This window comes from Taibaiella sp. KBW10, from assembly GCF_003852495.1.
Classification (GTDB): domain Bacteria; phylum Bacteroidota; class Bacteroidia; order Chitinophagales; family Chitinophagaceae; genus Edaphocola.
The window spans coordinates 81,582-101,475 of the sequence record NZ_QAJI01000006.1 but is presented as its reverse complement, the minus strand read 5'-3'; the positions used below and the strand labels follow the sequence as shown (position 1 = coordinate 101,475).

The following is a 19,894-nucleotide window of genomic DNA, read 5'->3' as shown; positions in this document are numbered from 1 at the left end:
AAAAGAATACAGCCATGCACGATGCACCCCGCTGCGGTCGGAATCGTGTATTGAAAAAAATGGAACCACACATAGGGGCATCCTAAAGGCCGAATATCTCTTTTTACATACATTTTATAGGGCATTTATTTTCGGGCTCACACAAAAACAATAACTTCGCAGCATGGAAAATCAAGTAAGGGTTCGTTTCGCACCCAGCCCCACAGGAGGGCTGCATTTGGGTGGTGTACGTACGGTTTTATTCAACTATTTATTTGCAAAAAAACATAAAGGTACTTTTGTGCTTCGCGTAGAAGATACAGACCAGACAAGGTTTGTAGAAGGTGCGGAAGATTATATTTTTGATTGCCTGGACTGGGCCGGGTTACCCGCCGACGAAAGCCCGCGCAAACCGGGTGACTTTGCCCCTTATCGTCAAAGTGAACGTAAACCCATGTATCGTCAGTATGCAGAGCAACTGATTGCACAAGGTAATGCTTATTATGCTTTTGATACTCCGGAGGAATTGGAAAAAATGAGGGAATCCTTAAAAACTACGGAAAACCCATCTCCCCAATATGATCATCGTACCCGCAGCCAAATGCGCAATTCGCTGAACTTATCTACAGAGGAAGTCAAAGCATTGCTTGATGCAGGTGTGCCTTATGTGGTGCGTATTAAAATGCCGGAAAATGAAACAGTACACTTCACCGATTTAATTCGTGGAGATATCAGCCATGAAACGAATGTGGTCGATGATAAAGTTTTACTGAAAAGTGACGGTATGCCTACTTATCACCTGGCAGTGGTGGTTGATGATTACTTAATGAAAATAACCCATGCATTTCGCGGAGAAGAATGGTTGCCCAGCGCGCCTATCCATATCATGTTGTGGAAGTATTTAGGATGGGAAGCCGAAATGCCGAAATGGGCGCACTTACCCCTTATCTTAAAACCGGATGGTAATGGAAAACTCAGTAAACGGGACGGAGAGCGGCTCGGGTTTCCGGTATTCGCTATGGAATGGAAGGATCCTAAATCAGGAGAATTGATCGATGGTTTTAAGGAAAAAGGATTTTTACCGGAGGCCTTTGTGAATCTGCTGGTGATGCTGGGCTGGAACCCGGGTACCGAGCAGGAAATTTTCACTTTGGAAGAACTTTCTGAGTTATTTTCTTTAGAGCGGGTACATAAAGGCGGCGCGAAATTTGACTATGAAAAAGCAAAATGGTATAACCAACAACATATACAACGTGCGGACAATGACCGTTTAGCCGGTTTAGTGAAACCTTATTTTGAAGCGAAAGGCATCAGTATTACAGATGATCAAAAACTGACCGAAGCAGTAGCGATGGTTAAGGAACGTTGTCATTTACTGACTGACTTTACGGAGCAGGCCTCTTTCCTGTTTCAGGCACCGGATCATTTAGACCTGGATGCGGTAAAACCAAAATGGACGACTGAGAAAACGGCCTTTTTTACGGAATGGAGCGAGACTTTACAAGATACGGCAAATGCTGCCGATCTGGAAGCTGCCTTTACGGAATGCGCTGCGAAACATGGTATCAAGAAGGGAGAATTGATGATGCCTTTGCGTATTATGCTTGTCGGTGGCAAATTCGGCCCGGGTGTTTTTGATATTATTACCTTTATTGGTGCGGCAGAAACGAAAAAAAGAGTGGCAAGCGCCCTACTTTTACTGGCCTAATCAAAAAGAATAATAAAATCCCCGGAAGGTCTCTTCCGGGGATTTTATTATTTTAAAACGTATAGTGTATACCTACATTGAAATTTAAAGACTGAATTGGAACAGAAGATTTTGCGGTGCCCTCCGTATCAAAATACAAATCAACATCACTTACATTTTTACTATTAACAGTAATCCCATTCGGCTCAAGGCTTTTTTTCTGCGCATATACAACTTCACCGATTCTGCCCGTTCCTTCTGTAATACTCAAGTATTCTGCACGAAAACCAATACCAATTTTGGGGGTAATCTTATACTGTACATTCAAACCGAAATTACTCATCAGGGAAATTGGCGGCGAATCATAATTGAGGGCCGTATAAGGTATCTTTACTATTACATACTTTTGCGTAGTAGCATTATAGGCATAAAGTGTCTGGTAAAAGTCAGGGTTATGCTGGTTCACAAAGCCTATTTTGGCATAAACACTTGCATTCCAACGAGCGGAGGCATATACTTTGTAAACCGGGCCTAAAAACAATCCAAACTGACGGTACGTCGCCTTCTGATCCTGATAAAAGGTAGAGTAACCATTCGTAAACGTAAAGTTATAGGCACCATTCGTTTTTATACTATCCTTCCCATGTGTTTGATACAGCAATCCAAAACTTAAACCCAATCTGTTATTCAATAAAAAATAATAGTCAAAATTCAGTCCTGCACTAAATCCGCTACGCGCCGAGCCCACAGTCCCCGCATATGCGCCCAAAGGCATACTTAGGCCTCCGTAAAGGTTCAGATCATATGCCCCCTTTTCTCTCAGGGGCCGTATGCCATTCGTTTGTTGTGCGAGGGCATAGTTTACGATAAAGGCAAGGCCAAGGCCTAATAGTATTTTTTTGTACATATATTCATTTTACGCCTTCAAAGATAGTTATTTGCTGGGATACAGAAAAGCCGCTTCGGTGCATAGAATCATGTACCGAAGCGGCTTTCATTTAGCTGATTTAGTATTTCAATATCTTAATCTCGGTGCGCCTGTTTTGCTCGTGTTCTTGTTCGGTACAGGAAACACCATCTTTACAACCGTTGACCAATCTAGCTTCCCCATAACCTTTTGCAACAAGCCTTTTACGGGCAATACCTTTTGAAACCAGGTAATTTACCGCAGATTCGGCTCTTTGCTGAGACAGGGTATTGTTATAGTTTTTGTCCCCGCGGCTATCGGTGTGGGAAGACAATTCTATGGTCATTTTAGGATTATTTTTCATCACCATCACAATATTATTGAGTACCAAAGCCGCATCAGGCCTGATATTGGCCGCATCAAAATCGTAAAAAATATTCTTCACGACAAATGCTTCTCCTTCCTTCAGATCACATACGCCCAGCTTTAAGGTTACAAATACGGTTTTACTCCGATCCAATCCTTTGGTGGTCACCAGTTCTGTTTGAGAAAACTTACCATCCTCATTTGCTACCAGATTATAGTCTGCGCCCGCGTCAAGTTGGAACGCAAATTTCCCATTCTGATCCGAGATCTGGCTTAGGGTACTGCCTTTACCCGTTTGTGTAAGCATGGCATTTATTCCTGATATTTTACGACCGGTTTTACAATCAACCGTTTCGCCTACTAAGGTAAACCGCTCATCATCATGTAGCAGCTCTTTATACACATTGTTATTCTGAAAGTCTGCTTTGGCAATATTATTGGATGTGGTCGCCACACCGTTTTTATCTCCGGTAATGGTATAATCATTGCTCGCAAGTTTAGTATTGATCATACCATTCGCATCGGTAAGGCCGACATAGGTTGTTCCTTTATCTCCTTTAATTTCAACCTTAACACCGCCTAGAGCCATGCCTGTCTTCTTATCCTTCACCACCACAATGGTTTCTTTTCCTTCTTTATTGGATCCGCGATTGCCTTTACGGCCACCCGATTCATTTCCAAATTTCAGCCGCAGCCCCAAACTCAGATTGAGATTGGTAATCAGGGTGGATTTAGTCACGACCTTATCGCTGTAATAATCTCCCAGATTGTTGGTGTAGGTTCCGGGATTTTCCGGATCCTCCCGAAATTTAATAGAACCACCCTCTGCAAGATTATTGATCTTTTCGTGCTCGGAGGTTTTGAATTTGCCATTTTCTCCCAAACTACTTAAGTAATCGGCTTGCAATACAAGGGCAAAGTTGGGACTGATATTATAGACCACGCTTGCCCCGGCCAAGCCCATTAAAGATACCGGCTTGGAAGAAGCATTATCGGTATAGAAAGGATCTATTAAATGAACAGTTTGGTTATTTAAAGGGTTCAGCGCACTGATGCTTTGCCGGTACTCCGGATATTGTTGCATTAAGGCTCCTATCCGTGCAAACACATTAAAGTCAAAAGTGCCGGCACTCGTACGGTAGATTGGCCCCAGGCTAATACCTATATGTGAAAAGGAGGTTCTATCAGACTGAATGAATTGTGAGGTACCGTCTAAAAAGGTAAAATTATAGCTCCCCGCAGCATTCAGATCAGTAATAAACGGTTTCATCTTATGTTGCTGGTACCGGGCATCTATACCCAGACCCCAATGCTTAGTAAAGAAATAATCGCCGCTCAGTCCAAGATTCAAGCCATTTTGCGCTCTTCCGGGCAGATCACGATAGGTACCGGTAGGTATACTGAGCCCTCCAAACAGGGTTACCTGCAAGGGCATCTGCTGCACGGCAGTTTTTACGGGAGCAGCCTCTTGACTCCATGCGGGCGACAAAGAACCTGCAAGCAGGAGACACGATAATACAACTTGCTTCATAAATTCTATTTTTAGTTAAGTCAAAGAGGACACAATTTAAGCAAAGATGCGCAAAAGGCAGCCTGCCTGGCCTTCGTTAACATTAGGTCTGTTAAAGCAAAAGAGGATTCAATTTTTAATCATAAGATAATGTTATCCTAACATTTTTGGGTTTAAATTTGCTAGATATACAGAGTTAAGTACCTATATGAGTCGAAAAAAACCAAGCAGTATAATCAGAGATATAAGTTGGATGTCCTTTAACGCCCGGGTCATGCAAGAAGCAAAAGATCCCAGCGTTTCCCTTTTTGACCGGCTTAAATTCTTAGGCATTTTTTCCAATAATCTAGATGAGTTTTTCAGGGTACGTGTGGCTTCTATACGCAGGATGGCTTTGTTAAGTAAAGTGGCCAAGGCTAATCTGGAAGAAGATCCGGCGAAAACACTGGACAAAATCATGAGCGTGGTTTGGGAACAGAATAAAGACTTTGATAAGGCTTTTGCAGTTATTATTTCGGAACTGGAAAAAAATAATATTTTCCTGAAAACAGAAAAACAACTGACTAAAGATCAATTGCAGTTTGTACGGAATTATTACAATGATCATGTGCGCACACAGATTGTGCCTTTGATGATTGAAAGTATTCCGCAGATGCCGCTCCTGAGAGATAAATCGATTTATCTGGCCTGTATGCTTGGGAGCACCCAAAACCCCATGATGCACCGCTACTCTCTCATTGAGTTGCCGTCCGAATTGCCGCGGTTTGTAGTATTGCCTTCCCGAAAAGAACAAAAAGACATTATTCTGCTGGAAGATATTATTCGGGCCAATCTGCAACAACTCTTCTCTGCATTCGGTTTTGATCAGTTTGTCGGGTATATTGTTAAGGTTACCCGGGATGCAGAATTCGATTTTGATGTAGATGAAAATACGGATCTGATCACCAACCTGGAGAAAGGAATCAAGGGACGTAAAAAAGGAAAAGCAACCCGCTTTGTCTATGACAAATCGATTGATAAAATCTTACTGGAATACCTGGTAAAAAGGCTGCACCTAAAGAAAGATAACCTCGTGCCGGGTGGGCGTATTCATAATTTCAAGGACTTTATGAATTTCCCTTCTTCGGTATTCTCCAATTTACCGCCTAAACAGGAACCGCTATTACATCCGGAATTAATACAGCCCACCAGAATTATGGAGGTCTTGAATAAAAAGGATGTCATGCTGAGCTTTCCATATCATTCTTTTGACCCCTTGATCGACTTATTGCGCGAGGCGGCCATTGATCCGAATGTAGAAAGCATAAAAATGACTTGTTACCGGCTGGCCAAAAAATCGCAAATCGCAAATGCTTTAGTAAATGCGGCCCGAAATGGCAAAAAAGTAACGGCTGTTTTAGAATTAAGAGCCCGCTTTGATGAAGAGGCCAATCTAAAATGGAAAGAGAAGCTGGAGGAAGAAGGCGTTACGGTTATTCTCGGTATTCCGAATATGAAAGTACATGCCAAACTCTGCCTGATCCGAAAAAAAGAGTTTAGCAAAACCAAGCAATATGGCTTTATCAGCACCGGAAATTTCAACGAGGTCACATCCAATTTCTATGGTGATCATTGCCTGCTGACCTCCAACAGAATGATCCTGGCCGATGTAGGGCGGGTCTTCAATTACCTGGAGCAACCACAAAAACTGGCTTTTTTAAAATCCTGTAAAACCTTACCGGTATCTCCGCTCACCATGCGGTCTACCTTTTTGGACCTTATTGATAAAGAGATCAGAAATCATAAAGCGAAGAAGCCTTCGGGCATTACGATTAAGCTCAATAGCCTGGTCGATAAACTATTGATGGAGCACCTTACCCTGGCCGCTCAGGCAGGCGTAAAAGTGCAAATAATCATCAGAGGCATCTGCTGTCTGCTGACCGAAGATAAGAGTTTTAAAACGCCGATTAAAGCCATCAGTATTGTAGATGAGTACCTCGAACATGCAAGGGTCTTTATCTTTGAACATGCCGGCGATCCGAAGGTCTTTATTTCCTCTGCCGACTGGATGGTGCGCAACCTGGATCATCGTGTAGAAGTCGCCTGCCCTATTTTAGACAAGGAGATCAGGCAAGACCTGATCAATGTGATGCACCTGCAACTGGCAGAAAATGACAAGGCCCGCATTTTGGATAATCATCAAAAGAATGAATATGTGCCCCGCAAGGCTACAGAAAAACTCATTCGCTCACAGCATGAAATTTACAACTATTGGAAGGATAAAGCATCGGCACTACTAGAACAGAAAGAAAAATAATGTGTACTTTCGTGATACATTTTAAAATGTCTTTATATTGATATTAGCTGCTATTGATATTGGATCTAACGCCGCGAGGTTATTGATCAGTGATGTAATGCCATACAAAGATGGCACGGTAGATTACACTAAATTAAACTTGCTGAGGATTCCTTTACGCCTCGGATTTGATGTATTCGAAACAGGTATTATTACGGCCGAGAAAACCAAAATGGTGATTGACACTATGAAGGTATACCGGCTGATGATGGATATCTATAAGGTAGAACATTTTAAAGCCTGTGCTACTTCTGCGATGCGGGATGCCCAAAATGGAGCAGAGATTATTCGTATGGTGCAGGAGGAAACGGGCATTGATATCGAGATTATTTCGGGCTCTGAGGAGGCCAATATCATATACGAAACCCATATTGCCGAAAACATTGACAGCCAAGAGGCCTTTTTATACATTGATGTTGGCGGCGGGAGTACAGAACTGACGATGTTTCATAAAGGGAATATTATCTTTAAAGAATCCTTTAATATCGGTACCATCAGGCTATTAAATAATCTGGTAACCGATGCACAGCTGGATCACTTCAAATGGTTTGTAAAGAATCATACGAAAGACATCAATAATATTAAAGCAATCGGAAGCGGCGGTAATATCAATAAAGTATTCTCCCTCTCTAAAACGAAGGAAGACCGGCCGCTGAAACTGGAGTTGCTGAAAGATTATCATAAAGAACTTGCTGCGGCTTCTATAGAAGAGCGGATGCATTTATATAATATTCGCAGGGACCGGGCCGATGTGATTGTACCGGCTTTGCAAATCTATACTTCTGTCATGCGTTGGGCGGGTGCTCAGGAAATATATGTTCCCAAAATCGGCCTGGCCGATGGATTGGTGCGTATGTTATACAGTAAGTACACCAAAGATTCATAACATTTTTACCGATATTTCATCGCATAGCACCTTAATATTTAGAAAGACTTTTACATATTAATGTGCTATTTTTGTCTTCACTAATCTCCATATTTCGATGCCGGAAAGTACGATATTAAATCTTGTAAATGCGGATATATACCAGGGTAAAAGTCAGATTCTGAACAATGTAAACCTGAAAATAGACAAAGGTGAATTTGTATACCTGATCGGTAAAACAGGCTCGGGAAAATCCAGTTTATTAAAGACGCTCTATGGAGAACTTCCTTTAAAAGAAGGTGAGGGTACAGTCGTGGGTTTTGATCTGCGGAAGATGGACTGGAAAAAGATCCCTTTCTTGCGTCGTAAAATGGGTATCGTATTCCAGGATTTTAAACTACTGACCGATAGAAATGTATACGAAAATCTGGAATTTGTACTCAAAGCAACCGGATGGGACGATAGTAAAAAAATAAAAGCAAGAATAGAAGAAGTGCTGGACCTGGTGCACCTGCCGGCCAAGAGTTATAAAAAAACATACGAAATGAGTGGAGGAGAGCAACAGCGTGTAGACATTGCGCGTGCTTTACTTAACAATCCGGAATTGATCCTTGCAGATGAACCTACCGGTAACTTAGATCCGGAAACCACCGATATGATCATGCAATTACTCATCAGTATTTCTAAAGATATGAATACCTCTATCCTTATGGCTACCCATGATTATCGCCTTTTGCAACAATATCCCTCAAGAATTGTGCGTGTAGAAGATAATTCTGTAAGTGACAATGCGGTTATTCCACAGCAGCATACAACAACAATATAGATTTTGACATAAAAGAAGCAAGGCTCACTATATAGTGAGCCTTGCTTCTTTTATTTTGTAAAGGAAATGGCTGCCCATCCCCTGTCATCCATAAACTGAAGCGGTTTTAAGCCGGCCTGCGCCGCGCTTTCCAAAATTATATCAGTATCCTGCTCCTTTAAGATGCCGCTTAAAATAAGCGTTCCATCCTCATTTAAGGCCGTACTCAAGGTGGCCATGGAATCAAGCAAAATATGACGGTTAATATTGGCTAGTATCACATCGTATTGCTTCCCCGCAATCAGGCTGATATCGCCCAACTGCACTTCGATATGGCTACAATTATTATGTGCGCAGTTTTCTTTCGCATTCTCATAAGACCATTCATCAATATCGATGGCATCGATGGAAGTGGAACCCAACATCTCGGCTAAAATAGCGAGAATACCCGTTCCTGTACCATAATCCAAAACCGTCTTGTTAGCGAGCGGCATTTCTTTCATGTGCAGCATCATCAATTTTGTTGTTGCATGATGGCCTGTACCAAAAGACATCTTTGGGGTAATCAAAATTTCATAAGGAATACCTGGAACAGGGTCATGAAAAAAGGCCCTTACACTACAAAAACCGGGCAATAATACGGGTTCAAAATTGGACTCCCATGTCGCGTTCCAATTCTGTTCTTTCTCTTCAGATACTTCATAGCCTACATTGGCTAAAGCGGCTATCTCCTGCAGTACGGTTTCTGACAATGCCGCCTCGGTCGCATAAGCAATCAACTGGCCGTCGTCGGTCTCTTCAAAACCGGTAAAAGCATCGATAGTACTCATGTGGGCAATCAACAATTCCCTTTCGGTTTCACTCGTCGTATTGTAGCGTATTCTGGTATAATTCATTGGATATAATTTGTGTAATAAAGTAAAAAATAGGTTTGCCCTTGGGACAAACCTATTTAAAGTATAATCAGTTTTGTAACTTATCTGTTTACGCGGCTTCCCGGTTTACTTAAACTGGATTTCTCCTCTACTTCTTCCGGAACATTTTCATTGTCTACTTGTAGATTTTTTTCCTGGCTACCAATTGTACCTGGTTTAGCACTATCAAAAATCAAGCGTTTTGCAGGATCTTCATTGATAATTTTAAATTCAGTACGACGATTTAACTGTTGTCCTACCGGATCTGGTTTACCATCTTTTTCATTAGGAGCGGCCGGTGTGCTTTCGCCATAACCTTCTGCTTCTAATCGGGATCTTTCAATACCGCCTTTGTTAACCAAATAATCAACTACAGACTGAGCACGGTTTTGAGATAATACTTTGTTTGATGCATCAGAACCTCTGCTATCTGTATGAGAAGCGATTTTCACGCTTAAAGATGGATTATCTCTCATCAGGCTTACCAGTTTTTCCAAATCGGTAGTAGACTCCGGACGTAAAGTATATTTGTTATCATCATAGAACACGTTATCCATACGGAACCAGCTCAAATCAATCTCATTCATATACACTACGATCTCAACAGTGTTATCTGCATCAATGCGTTTTACACCTTCTGTATTTACATTAGCATGAGAAGAAGTAAATTTAGCTTTATCACCGGTAAAGGTGTAAGAGTGACCTCTTGGCGTATTAAACTCAAAATTACCGTCTGTAGAATTGAAAGTCGTTAAAGTACCATTCTCATCGGTCATTTTAACTACTACCTCATCTACCGGTTTTTGTGTTTTGGCATTAATCACCTTACCGATTGCTTTCAGCTTAGGTTCAAACTGAACTCTGAAGATATCATCACAACAAGTAGGGTTTTTCAATGCTATTGAACCTACACGGTTAGAAACAACATAACCATCAGGCTTACCATAACCGTCCAATATGAAGTATAAATCATCTGCAGAAGTATTTACAGGATAACCCATATTCTTCATAGAAGTATAACGGGAAGGACTGTTTCCGGCCATTGTTGCTTCAAATACATCGTAACCACCCATTGTTTCCCATCCGTTAGAAGAGAAGTATAATTTATTGGTACGGTTATCGAAATATGGTGTGGCTTCATCACCTTTGGTGTTGATTTGCTTACCTACGTTTTGCGGACGACGATATGATTTCAAACGGGCATCATATACAGAATACCAGATATCGAAACCACCACGGCTTTGCAGTTTACGGTCAGAAGTAAAGAACAAGATTTCTTTCTTACCAATCTTCACGATACATGGATGTGTACTGGAAGAACCGTTTTCGTTGATTCCGTTACCTAACTCTTCCGGATTACCCCAACGGTCATTTTTAAATTCAGATACAAAAATACGACACAGTGAACCGGTATCCCCTTTTTGATCTAAACACTTCGTAAAATAAAAACGGTCTCCACCTTCTGCAAGGTAACCATTACCAACATGATATTTAGGATCGTTAAAGCGACCGTCCAAGAAAGGCAGTGCCCAGGTAAACGTATCCTTTACATCAGTAAATTTGTTTTTCTGAGAAACCATAAAGCGCGATACATAATCAGAACGCTTTTCTTTTACTTTATCAATAACAACATTCGAATTCATGGTAGCGAATAACAATGCGCTATCACCCAATGGGAATGGAGATAATTCTGTATTGGCAGAGTTAATGTTTGGGCCTAATTTGGCTACTGTCGCCGCTTCAGGATTAGCGATAGACTTCATCCCTAAATGACAACCCTTTATTTCTGTCTCTGTTTGTTTTATTAAGAGTTTAATCTCTTTTGTCGGTTTTGGATTATCCTTTTTGAATTGTTCAAATGCTACGATCGCTTCAGGATAGCTACCATACATTTTCAACATCATTGCTTGTTTAAATTTAGCTTCAGGATAAATTGCCTTTGCTAAATCATACGCATAACCATAGCTCGCTGCCGCATTGCCATAATCCCTCATTCTCCATTCACTTTCGGCTATTTGATAAGCCAGGTATGGGTTACGGGGTTGCTCCATTTGCAACTGTTTGTAATACTCTTCAGCATTAAAAAAGCTACCATCTTTGAATAAACCATCTGCCCAGCGCAATTTCTTCTCGTATCCTAGCTTCGCAACAGGGTCGTCCGATCGTTTACCATATTTATCTTTTTCTCTTTGTTGTGCTAACAGATCATTGGATTGTACACTAGTAAATGCTAATGCAGCCGCTAATAATAGTATTGGTTTGCGTTTCATATTTTATGCAACGTTGAATGTGAAATTTTTTGAAAATTCAAAAATGACGAATGAAATATTTTGTTCTGTTTAACTTAGAATCGACCACAAGGGTATAATAACTTACGGGCAGATTCTATCGGGCTTGCAGCAATGTAACGTAACATCACTTCAAAACCACCATTACCTCCGGTGCTGGACTTTAAAGCTGAGGTATTGAAGTCATATCCGGCACCGATTCTGAATCCTTTAAACTCAACGCCTAAAGTCATCATAGCGGCATCCTGATAGCGATACCATCCACCTGCATAGATAGCAGGCGCACCCGGGAACATATATTCATCTCCTAATTTGTAATGTACTTCCGCACCGCCAACTAATTCAGTTGCAGCAGCTTGAGACTGATACAAAAATGCCGGTCTGATACTGAAACGCTCGCTGACACCGATCACAGCACCTGCTTGCGCCGTATAACGAATACCTAAGCCTACATCTTTAGTCGCTCTTTGCTTTTGGAAAGATTCTAATGGTTGTGTCAGGTTATTGGCACCAACTCCCAGCGTATAGGAAAATTTATCAGAAGCGGCATGTGACCAGGCAAGGCCCGCATTCACTACCCAACTGCCTACTCTGTTGTTCAGGTTGCCCCAGGTTGGATCAATTCCTTGATTCCAGCCACCCTCATTGAAGTCTCCTGCAAAATATAACTTACTTAAGTCTAAATTCTTGCTGGAATAGCCTCCTTGTAAGCCGACTGTTAAAGCCATTTTACCTTCATTGCCTAAAAATTTATGATAGGCTATGGAAGCCAAACCTGAAAAATTATTCAGATTGCCGTCTCCGGCTCTGTCATTGTAAAGTTGTAAGCCTCCGGCCAAATAATCATCTACAGAGATGTCTCTGATCAGTGGCATATCTACAGATACGGCATAAGTCTTAAACGCTGCAGTACCCAAAGCACTGCGCCATTGATCACGATATACAGCAGATACTCTGTACTCTCCTTGGAACGCACCTGTAAACGCAGGATTAATGGTAAGCGGTGATGCGTTGAATTGGGTAAAGTGCACATCCTGCGCATTTGCATTTCCTACAGATAAGATAGACGTTGCAAACAATAAAGCACCGGCGATAGTATTTCTACACTTCATATTTTATAAATTGTTAGACTGATTAACAAATATTTTTAAATTGAGACGAAAACCAAAAAAGGCTTTAAGGCATTAAAAGTCCAAAAAAAAATTTGATTTTCCTTACTTTTTCTTAATTTTTTTTTAATTATTTATTTTTTTCAGAAAAAACCCTTAAATCAGCACGCCAATTTGCATTGGCTTAGACTTCAGGTTCTTATCTGACCATGGTAACATTACCTGTTTTATTGATCGTTTTTCCACTACGGCTGTCTCTTAAACGGATGTTGTAAATGTACACGCCCATAGGTTGTACGGCACCATTTAAGGTACCATCCCAACCGCTATTGATTGAGGTAGAACTAAAGACTTTTTGTCCCCAGCGATTGTATATTTCAAAAGCTTCCAATTCAAAATTACCTCTGTAATTTGGCTTAAACGTAGTTTTATTCGGGTTAAATGCATTCGGCATATCAGCAACCCCATCCTGTTTTACGATAAAGTCAATAGAGTCGACCACAGTACAACCTTCGTCTGTACTAGCTGTATAGAAGTAACGGGTATTCACCAGAGGGCTGAATATCGGATTGGACAAAGAAGCATTACTAATACCCGATACCGGGAACCATGAAAAATGGGATGCATTGGTCGAAGGTTCCAATTGATAGGTTTCTCCCAACCACATCACTACCGAATCCGGTAAACTTACCGCAGCATTTGGATGTACGGTGATGTTGACAAAAGAAGTATCAATACAACCGTATTTACTCTTAGCCAGTAATCGGAACTGCGTGCTGGTTAAGGGGCTGAATAAAGGCGTTAATGCAGATGGATTGCTCACCCAGGTACTCGGTGTCCAGGTATATACATTATCATTATCAATAGGCTGGTTCTCAATAGTACTATACGCAGTTATCGGAACGGATTTTGTCGGGCATATCGCGGTATCGCCGGGCAAGACATTTAAAAATTCTCCCGGGTAGACCGTCACCCTCATCGTATCGGACCCGATACAACCCGCAGGGGTTGTGGCCACTGCTACAATATCGGTACTCGCATTATTGCTAAATACGGGCGCTACGGAATACGGATTATTAAATAAGTTTTCGGGTAACCACTTATAAGTATAAGTACCGGTATCCTGCGGACTGACCTCGGCAAATAAATGCAGCATATCGTAAGAACAGATCGCTGTATCCCGACCGATATTCACATGTATTTTTTGCACATCGACTGTAAAGCGGGCATTAGATACACGACAATTGGTATCCAGAGAAGGAATATTTACATAGAGGTTATACGTATGTATTCCGGGGCCAGGGAAATTGATACTGGCAAAATTTATGGTAGGTGCGGTAACGCCTATATTAGGATTCCAGGTATAATTTAAAGGCCCGAAAATAGTATCCGTTACAACATTGACATCCAACAACTGTCCAAAACACATTGCCGTATCACCCACATCGATGGTCACGTGAATAGAATCCTGGATCACTACAATTGCAGAATCCAATACAATAGGATTGCCTCCACAACTATAAGGCGATAAGAATTTGATCCATACCGTTTTGTCGGCTCCGGTCGTAGGCACCGGCAAAGCCTTAACAAAAACATGGCCGGTAGTCGCATTAGCCGGTATGGTAACGACCCCATTCAAAAGTTCATAATCCACTCCGTTAACCGCGGTACCGGAAAGGCTATAAGGTACATTCAATGGCGTGGGAGAAGCGGCAGCTCTGGTAATCGTTACATCTGCTTTAGGACATCCTCTTACGATAAAGGCGGTATCACTCACAGTTACATTCATCCCGCTGGCACCGGCATTGAGAGCGATAGAGCTCAGACTACCTGCTTTCAAAAATACACCGGAATTCAGGCTACCATCAATAACATCGGCAACCGCCAATTTCAATCTGTAGGTATCACAAGGAGTTACGCTTTGTATGGCTGTAAGTACGGTAGTCATCCCGTCAAAAACGATATTCGGATTCACGACCGGCGTAAGGTTATTTACATAATAGGCCGTAAAAGGAGAACCCGGTCCTAGCTGGTTACAGGTATTAATATTACCATTGACCCCTGCACCACCATTTACCGTATTAATGGCAATCGGCAGATTCGTTCCGGGTACTAAGGCAATATTTCTTTTACCTGCAATAGGCGTATTCGAAACGATCCCGGGACCGGATATTAAGAAAGCAAATACATCATTATACTGAGAACAGGCATATTCCGGATACTCTTCTGAACCGAAAACATACTGGAATTTAACCGTATCCCCTGCCGGTATAAAGTCAAATTGCAAGATACAGGCATTATTGGTTGTTGCATTACCAACTAATTGAGACAATTCTGCATCTCCCGCCCCACCTGCTCCAAGAGACAGCATGTCCTGTGTGGCCATCGCATCTATCCCGGTCGTAAAAGTAGCGACATTGGTCTTCGCAGCACCGGTTGTCAATACAATTCCGCTATCAATGCCTAAATTACTGGTACCGGAAAAAGAGGCACTCGCCCCGGTACGACAGGAAAGGGATGGATTCAGGGTTGTAACGCCTACGCCCACCAATTTATTAACCAGTTGTGCTGCAGTTACATTGTCTACAATAACCAACTGTGCCTGTGCCTTTTGGCTAACAAACAGATGACTTATACACAATAAAAGAATGCAACTGATTTTGGTAATACTCAATTTCATAATGATTTTTTAATATGGTGAAATCAGGGGATTTTTGTATTAAAAATAACAAAAATTGCTTAAAGATAGTTAAAAGAAAGTAAATTTCAACTAACATACAAAAAAAGTTGACTATGATAATTCATAGCCAACTTTCAAATTTCTCCTTATAAATTATTTATTTTCCCTGTATTAATCCGAATTGAGCGCTGAGTTCCATCATTTTATCCATCGGTTTCTTAGCGGCTAAACGCAAGCTTTCTTCCATCAGAATTTCCGGTGTTTCATACTTAAGACATAAATAAAGTTTTTCTAAAGTATTTAGCTTCATATACGGACAGTCATTACAGGCACAATTATTTTCGGGTGGTGCAGCAATCAGGGTTTTAAGCGGTGCATTTTTCTGCATCTGATGCAAAATGCCCGATTCCGTAGCGACAATAAAGGTACTGGCAGGATCTTTTTCAACAAATGCCAACAGCTGGGAAGTTGAGCCTACAAAATCTGATATTTTCAGTAATGGTTCTTCACATTCCGGATGCGCGATCAGCTTGGCATCAGGGTGCTGCTCCTTCAACCTTGTTATTTTTTCCAAAGAAAAAATCTCATGTACCATACAGGCGCCATCCCATAATAACATATCTCTACCCGTAACCCGGTTAATGTATCCTCCTAAGTTCTTATCCGGGGCAAATATAATTTTCTGGTCTTCGGGCAGGCTATCTACAATCGCCTTGGCGTTGGAAGAGGTACAAATAATATCGCTTAAGGCCTTCATACCCGCGCTACAGTTGATGTAGGTGATCACAATATGGTCAGGGTGCTGCGCTTTGAATGCCGCAAATTTTTCCGGAGGGCAACTATCACTCAGTGAACAGCCGGCATTGAGATCCGGTAAGAGAACCTTTTTATTCGGATTAAGGATTTTTGCCGTTTCTGCCATAAAGTGAACACCGGCAAATACGATGATATCTGCCTCCGTTTTAGCGGCGGCTTCTGCCAAAGCCAGGCTATCTCCGATAAAATCTGCTATATCCTGTATTTCAGATTCCTGATAGTAATGCGCCAGCAGCACCGCATTTTTTTCTTTCTTTAAACGTTTTATTTCCTCAAACAAATCTAATCTCGGATCGATAGGTACATCCAAATAACCTTTGGATGGTACTTGTGCCATAAGTGCGGGGAAATTATCAGTATGTTCCATTTTATTATCCTTCTTTTTGTAATTGTAATTTATGACAATTAGCCGACAAATAACGGCTAAATTTTAATTATCATCTTGTTAATTTCTGAATACGGCCGGCCGGTGAAACAGCAGGCTGCCCAAAGACCCGATTATGTGTTCTGGTTGCCCCCGAATAAGCACCGCATATCTGCTGCAAAAATACAGCTCCTCCGGAAAATAGCCGCTAATAGACAGAATCGTTTTGTTTTTTGTAGATTTGTCAGATATTCTTAATTGAAAAATTATTTTATCTGACATGAAAAAATTGTCTTTACTATTCTTCTCTTTTGCTTCTATAATGGCTCAAGCACAACAACAATTATTAACTCCGGAAACCTTATGGAAACTGGGCCGGGTAAGTGCTCAGGCACCTTTACCGGATGGCAATACCCTCTTATACACTATTTCCAATACGGATCTTGTTACGGAAAAAAGCAATAAAACGCAATATCTGCTCAATGTGTCTACGGGAGAGAGTAAGCCTACGACTATTTTGCAAGGCAAACAATTTGTACAATGGGACAAAAACGGCCTGTATGCCCTGAATGACGGGTCTTTATTTGTCAGCAAAGACAATGGTGTTACCTGGACCAGGATCCATTCGGGTTTGAAGGAAGCCACGAATGTGCGTATTGCAGCCGATGGCAAAACAATTGCCTTCAGCATGCCTGTTGCCCTTGGTAAGGTAAAAGGCAATGCGAAATACAATGATGTACCCAATAGTACTGCCTATATATTTGAAGATTTGGATATCCGCCACTGGGATTACTGGAATGATGGCAGCTACTCACATATCTTTCTGACCTCGGTCAACAGCAGCGAGCAGAAAGACATCATGAAGGACGAACCGTATTATGCACCACAAGTGCCCTTTGGCGGAGCAGAAGATTTTGTTTTCAGCAATGATGGCAAAACCCTGATTTATGTGTGTAAAAAGGCCAAAGGAAAAGCTTATGCGCAAAGCACCAATACCGATTTATATGCCTATGATCTTAATGAGGGAACTACCACCAACTGGAGTAAGGGCATGATGGGTTATGACACCAAACCCTTATTTAGCCCCGATGGCAATTATATTGCGTGGACCAGTATGGCAAGGGATGGCTTCGAAGCCGACAAAACAGATTTGATCATCATGGATCTGGCCACAAAAAAGAAAACAAACCTGACCGCAGCATGGAATGAAACGGTTGATGGTGACTTTATCTGGAGCAATGATGCCAAAACCATTTATTTTAATGCTGCATACAGAGGCACACAACAATTGTTCTCGGTAAATATAACCACCCCGGGCAGGGTTAAGCAGATTACAGATGGTCAATTTGACATTACCGGCGTAGTCGCACAAAATAAAAAAGAAATTATCGTAAGCCGCACAGATATGAATCATAGTGCGGAACTCTATAAAGTAAGCCTTGCCAATGGTAGTATGAAGCAAATGTCTCATGCCAATGATGACGTGTATGCTCAAACAGCGATGTGTAGTTCTGAATTAAAGATGGTAACGACTTCGGATGGCAAACAAATGGGCGTTTGGGTGGTCTATCCTCCAAATTTTGATAAAACAAAGAAATACCCAACCTTATTATACTGTCAGGGAGGGCCACAATCGGCTTTAACCCAATTCTATAGTGTACGCTGGAACTTTGCCCTGATGGCTGCAAATGGCTATATCGTTGTGGCACCCAATCGTCGTGGCATGCCGGGATGGGGTACCCAATGGAATGAAGCCATCAGTAAAGACTGGGGCGGACAGCCCATGCGCGACTACCTGGCCGCAATCGATGCGGTTTCCAAAGAAACTTATGTAGATAAGAACCGTTTAGGTTGTGTCGGTGCGAGCTATGGTGGATACAGTGTATTTATGCTGGCCGGTATTCATCAAAACAGGTTTAAAACCTTTATTGCCCATGATGGCCTATTTGATATGAAGAGCTGGTACGGCACTACAGAAGAGTTATGGTTTGCCAACTTTGACCTTGGTGGCAATTACTGGCAAAAGAACATTCCGGACGCTTATACTAAATTCAATCCAAGTAATTATATCGACCAATGGAATACCCCGATTATGGTCATTCAAGGGGGTATTGACTTCAGGGTGCCCATTGAGCAGGGGCTGCAGGCGTTCCAGGCCGCTCAACTCAAAGGTATCAAAAGCAAACTCTTGTATTTACCTAATGAAAACCACTGGGTATTACACCCGCATAATGGTTTGGTATGGCAGCGCGAGTTCTTTGGCTGGCTGAAAGAAACCTTATAATAAACGTATCAACAACGATTAGCTTAAAATCATAAAAATGCAATTACATACAATAAATACAGGCTTATTTAAACTGGACGGTGGCGCAATGCATGGCGTTGTACCTAAGGCTTTATGGAATAAACTGAACCCTTCAGACGACAATAATATGTGCTCTTGGGCCATGCGCTGCCTTTTGGTAGAAACCGATGGCCGTTTAATCCTGGTGGATACCGGTATCGGGGACAAACAGGATGAAAAATTCTTTGGGCATTATTACCTGCATGGTAATGATCGCTTAATCCAGTCTATACAAAATGCCGGCTACAGCCCCGATGATATAACGGATGTGTTCCTGACCCATTTACATTTCGACCATGTGGGCGGCGCGGTAAAAAGAGCAGGGGAAAAACTGGTACCTACTTTTAAAAATGCCACTTATTGGAGTAATGCAAACCATTGGGACTGGGCCATCAATCCAAACGACCGTGAGAAAGCCTCTTTTTTAAAGGAGAATATCCTGCCGATACAAGAAAGCGGGCAGTTGCAATTTTTTGAGGGTAAGGACGGTGACACTTTTGCTTCCGGTTTTAAAGTAAGGTTAGTAAACGGGCATACAGAGTCTATGATGCTGCCGCAGCTGGAATACAACAACCAGACAATTTTATATTGTGCCGATTTGCTCCCCAGTATGCACCACCTTCCCATGCCTTGGGTAATGGCTTATGATACCCGGCCTTTAGAAACGATGAAGGAGAAGAAACTTTTATTGGAGGAAGCCGTCGCGCAAAACTGGCTTTTATACTTTGAGCATGACGCCGTAAATGAGTTATGTAGCCTCCAGCAAACAGATCGAGGCATCAGATATAAAGATATATTGGCGGTCAGTCAGTTGTAAAAAAATAAGAATAAGGAGCAATATGATACATATTGCTCCTTATTTTATCTAAAAAACCTTATATTGTAGTCAACTTTCATTAAAATATTATTAACAAGTTCACCAACC

13 protein-coding genes are annotated in these 19,894 nt (G+C 41.7%); 6 read left to right on the top strand and 7 right to left on the bottom strand.

Annotation, left to right across the window (positions count from 1 at the left end):
- Positions 1-163: 163 nt before the first annotated feature.
- A complete protein-coding gene (gene gltX / locus DBR32_RS13755; RefSeq protein ID WP_124636940.1) occupies positions 164-1,687 on the top strand; it encodes a glutamate--tRNA ligase in 1,524 nt (507 codons plus the stop codon).
- Between the two features lie 52 nt (positions 1,688-1,739).
- Here the strand turns inward: gltX and DBR32_RS13750 are convergent, their stop codons facing one another.
- Positions 1,740-2,573 (bottom strand): hypothetical protein, encoded by an 834-nt coding sequence (locus tag DBR32_RS13750; RefSeq protein ID WP_124636939.1) that lies wholly within the window; start codon positions 2,571-2,573, stop codon positions 1,740-1,742.
- A gap of 100 nt (positions 2,574-2,673) precedes the next feature.
- Complete coding sequence (locus DBR32_RS13745) at positions 2,674-4,470, bottom strand: OmpA family protein (protein ID WP_124636938.1); 1,797 nt, start codon at positions 4,468-4,470, stop codon at positions 2,674-2,676.
- A 187-nt stretch (positions 4,471-4,657) separates the two neighbouring features.
- On the opposite strand from DBR32_RS13745, the gene ppk1 reads away from it, so the two are divergent.
- The 3 genes from ppk1 (at position 4,658) to DBR32_RS13730 (ending at position 8,475) form a co-directional block, all read left to right on the top strand.
- Positions 4,658-6,745, top strand: a complete 2,088-nt coding sequence (ppk1, locus tag DBR32_RS13740) for a polyphosphate kinase 1 (protein WP_124636937.1) — start codon at positions 4,658-4,660, stop codon at positions 6,743-6,745.
- Positions 6,746-6,782: 37 nt separating this feature from the next.
- Positions 6,783-7,670, top strand: a complete 888-nt coding sequence (locus DBR32_RS13735) for an exopolyphosphatase (protein ID WP_124636936.1) — start codon at positions 6,783-6,785, stop codon at positions 7,668-7,670.
- A gap of 97 nt (positions 7,671-7,767) precedes the next feature.
- Complete coding sequence (locus tag DBR32_RS13730) at positions 7,768-8,475, top strand: cell division ATP-binding protein FtsE (RefSeq protein WP_124636935.1); 708 nt, start codon at positions 7,768-7,770, stop codon at positions 8,473-8,475.
- A gap of 50 nt (positions 8,476-8,525) precedes the next feature.
- Here the strand turns inward: DBR32_RS13730 and prmA are convergent, their stop codons facing one another.
- The 5 genes from prmA to nadA all read right to left on the bottom strand — a co-directional run bounded on the left by prmA (position 8,526) and on the right by nadA (position 16,628).
- Positions 8,526-9,350, bottom strand: coding sequence for a 50S ribosomal protein L11 methyltransferase (gene prmA, locus DBR32_RS13725; protein ID WP_124636934.1), 825 nt, complete (start codon positions 9,348-9,350; stop codon positions 8,526-8,528).
- Between the two features lie 80 nt (positions 9,351-9,430).
- Positions 9,431-11,638 (bottom strand): OmpA family protein, encoded by a 2,208-nt coding sequence (locus DBR32_RS13720; RefSeq protein WP_124636933.1) that lies wholly within the window; start codon positions 11,636-11,638, stop codon positions 9,431-9,433.
- A 74-nt stretch (positions 11,639-11,712) separates the two neighbouring features.
- Positions 11,713-12,768 carry a PorP/SprF family type IX secretion system membrane protein gene (locus DBR32_RS13715; protein ID WP_124636932.1) on the bottom strand — a complete coding sequence of 352 codons (1,056 nt, stop codon included), beginning with the start codon at positions 12,766-12,768 and terminating at the stop codon, positions 11,713-11,715.
- A 196-nt stretch (positions 12,769-12,964) separates the two neighbouring features.
- Positions 12,965-15,445 (bottom strand): choice-of-anchor L domain-containing protein, encoded by a 2,481-nt coding sequence (locus tag DBR32_RS13710; RefSeq protein ID WP_124636931.1) that lies wholly within the window; start codon positions 15,443-15,445, stop codon positions 12,965-12,967.
- Positions 15,446-15,602: 157 nt separating this feature from the next.
- Positions 15,603-16,628, bottom strand: a complete 1,026-nt coding sequence (gene nadA, locus DBR32_RS13705) for a quinolinate synthase NadA (RefSeq protein ID WP_233559745.1) — start codon at positions 16,626-16,628, stop codon at positions 15,603-15,605.
- A gap of 277 nt (positions 16,629-16,905) precedes the next feature.
- Between nadA and DBR32_RS13700 the strand changes: the two genes are divergently transcribed.
- Entirely contained in the window at positions 16,906-18,909 is a 2,004-nt protein-coding gene (locus tag DBR32_RS13700; RefSeq protein ID WP_124636930.1) for a S9 family peptidase, read from the top strand.
- A 37-nt stretch (positions 18,910-18,946) separates the two neighbouring features.
- The gene (locus DBR32_RS13695) at positions 18,947-19,786 is read left to right on the top strand and encodes an MBL fold metallo-hydrolase (RefSeq protein WP_124636929.1); all 840 of its coding nucleotides are present in this window, start codon (positions 18,947-18,949) and stop codon (positions 19,784-19,786) included.
- Positions 19,787-19,894 lie beyond the last annotated feature (108 nt).

What these genes read in the sequence shown, in the direction of transcription:
- DBR32_RS13745 (WP_124636938.1), bottom strand. Translation starts at nt 4,470, where the DNA reads ATGAAGCAAGTTGTATTATCGTGTCTCCTGCTTGCAGGTTCTTTGTCG.
- gltX (WP_124636940.1), top strand. Translation starts at nt 164, where the DNA reads ATGGAAAATCAAGTAAGGGTTCGTTTCGCACCCAGCCCCACAGGAGGG.
- DBR32_RS13750 (WP_124636939.1), bottom strand. Translation starts at nt 2,573, where the DNA reads ATGTACAAAAAAATACTATTAGGCCTTGGCCTTGCCTTTATCGTAAAC.
- DBR32_RS13695 (WP_124636929.1), top strand. Translation starts at nt 18,947, where the DNA reads ATGCAATTACATACAATAAATACAGGCTTATTTAAACTGGACGGTGGC.
- DBR32_RS13715 (WP_124636932.1), bottom strand. Translation starts at nt 12,768, where the DNA reads ATGAAGTGTAGAAATACTATCGCCGGTGCTTTATTGTTTGCAACGTCT.
- nadA (WP_233559745.1), bottom strand. Translation starts at nt 16,628, where the DNA reads ATGGAACATACTGATAATTTCCCCGCACTTATGGCACAAGTACCATCC.
- DBR32_RS13700 (WP_124636930.1), top strand. Translation starts at nt 16,906, where the DNA reads ATGAAAAAATTGTCTTTACTATTCTTCTCTTTTGCTTCTATAATGGCT.
- DBR32_RS13730 (WP_124636935.1), top strand. Translation starts at nt 7,768, where the DNA reads ATGCCGGAAAGTACGATATTAAATCTTGTAAATGCGGATATATACCAG.
- ppk1 (WP_124636937.1), top strand. Translation starts at nt 4,658, where the DNA reads ATGAGTCGAAAAAAACCAAGCAGTATAATCAGAGATATAAGTTGGATG.
- DBR32_RS13720 (WP_124636933.1), bottom strand. Translation starts at nt 11,638, where the DNA reads ATGAAACGCAAACCAATACTATTATTAGCGGCTGCATTAGCATTTACT.
- DBR32_RS13710 (WP_124636931.1), bottom strand. Translation starts at nt 15,445, where the DNA reads ATGAAATTGAGTATTACCAAAATCAGTTGCATTCTTTTATTGTGTATA.
- prmA (WP_124636934.1), bottom strand. Translation starts at nt 9,350, where the DNA reads ATGAATTATACCAGAATACGCTACAATACGACGAGTGAAACCGAAAGG.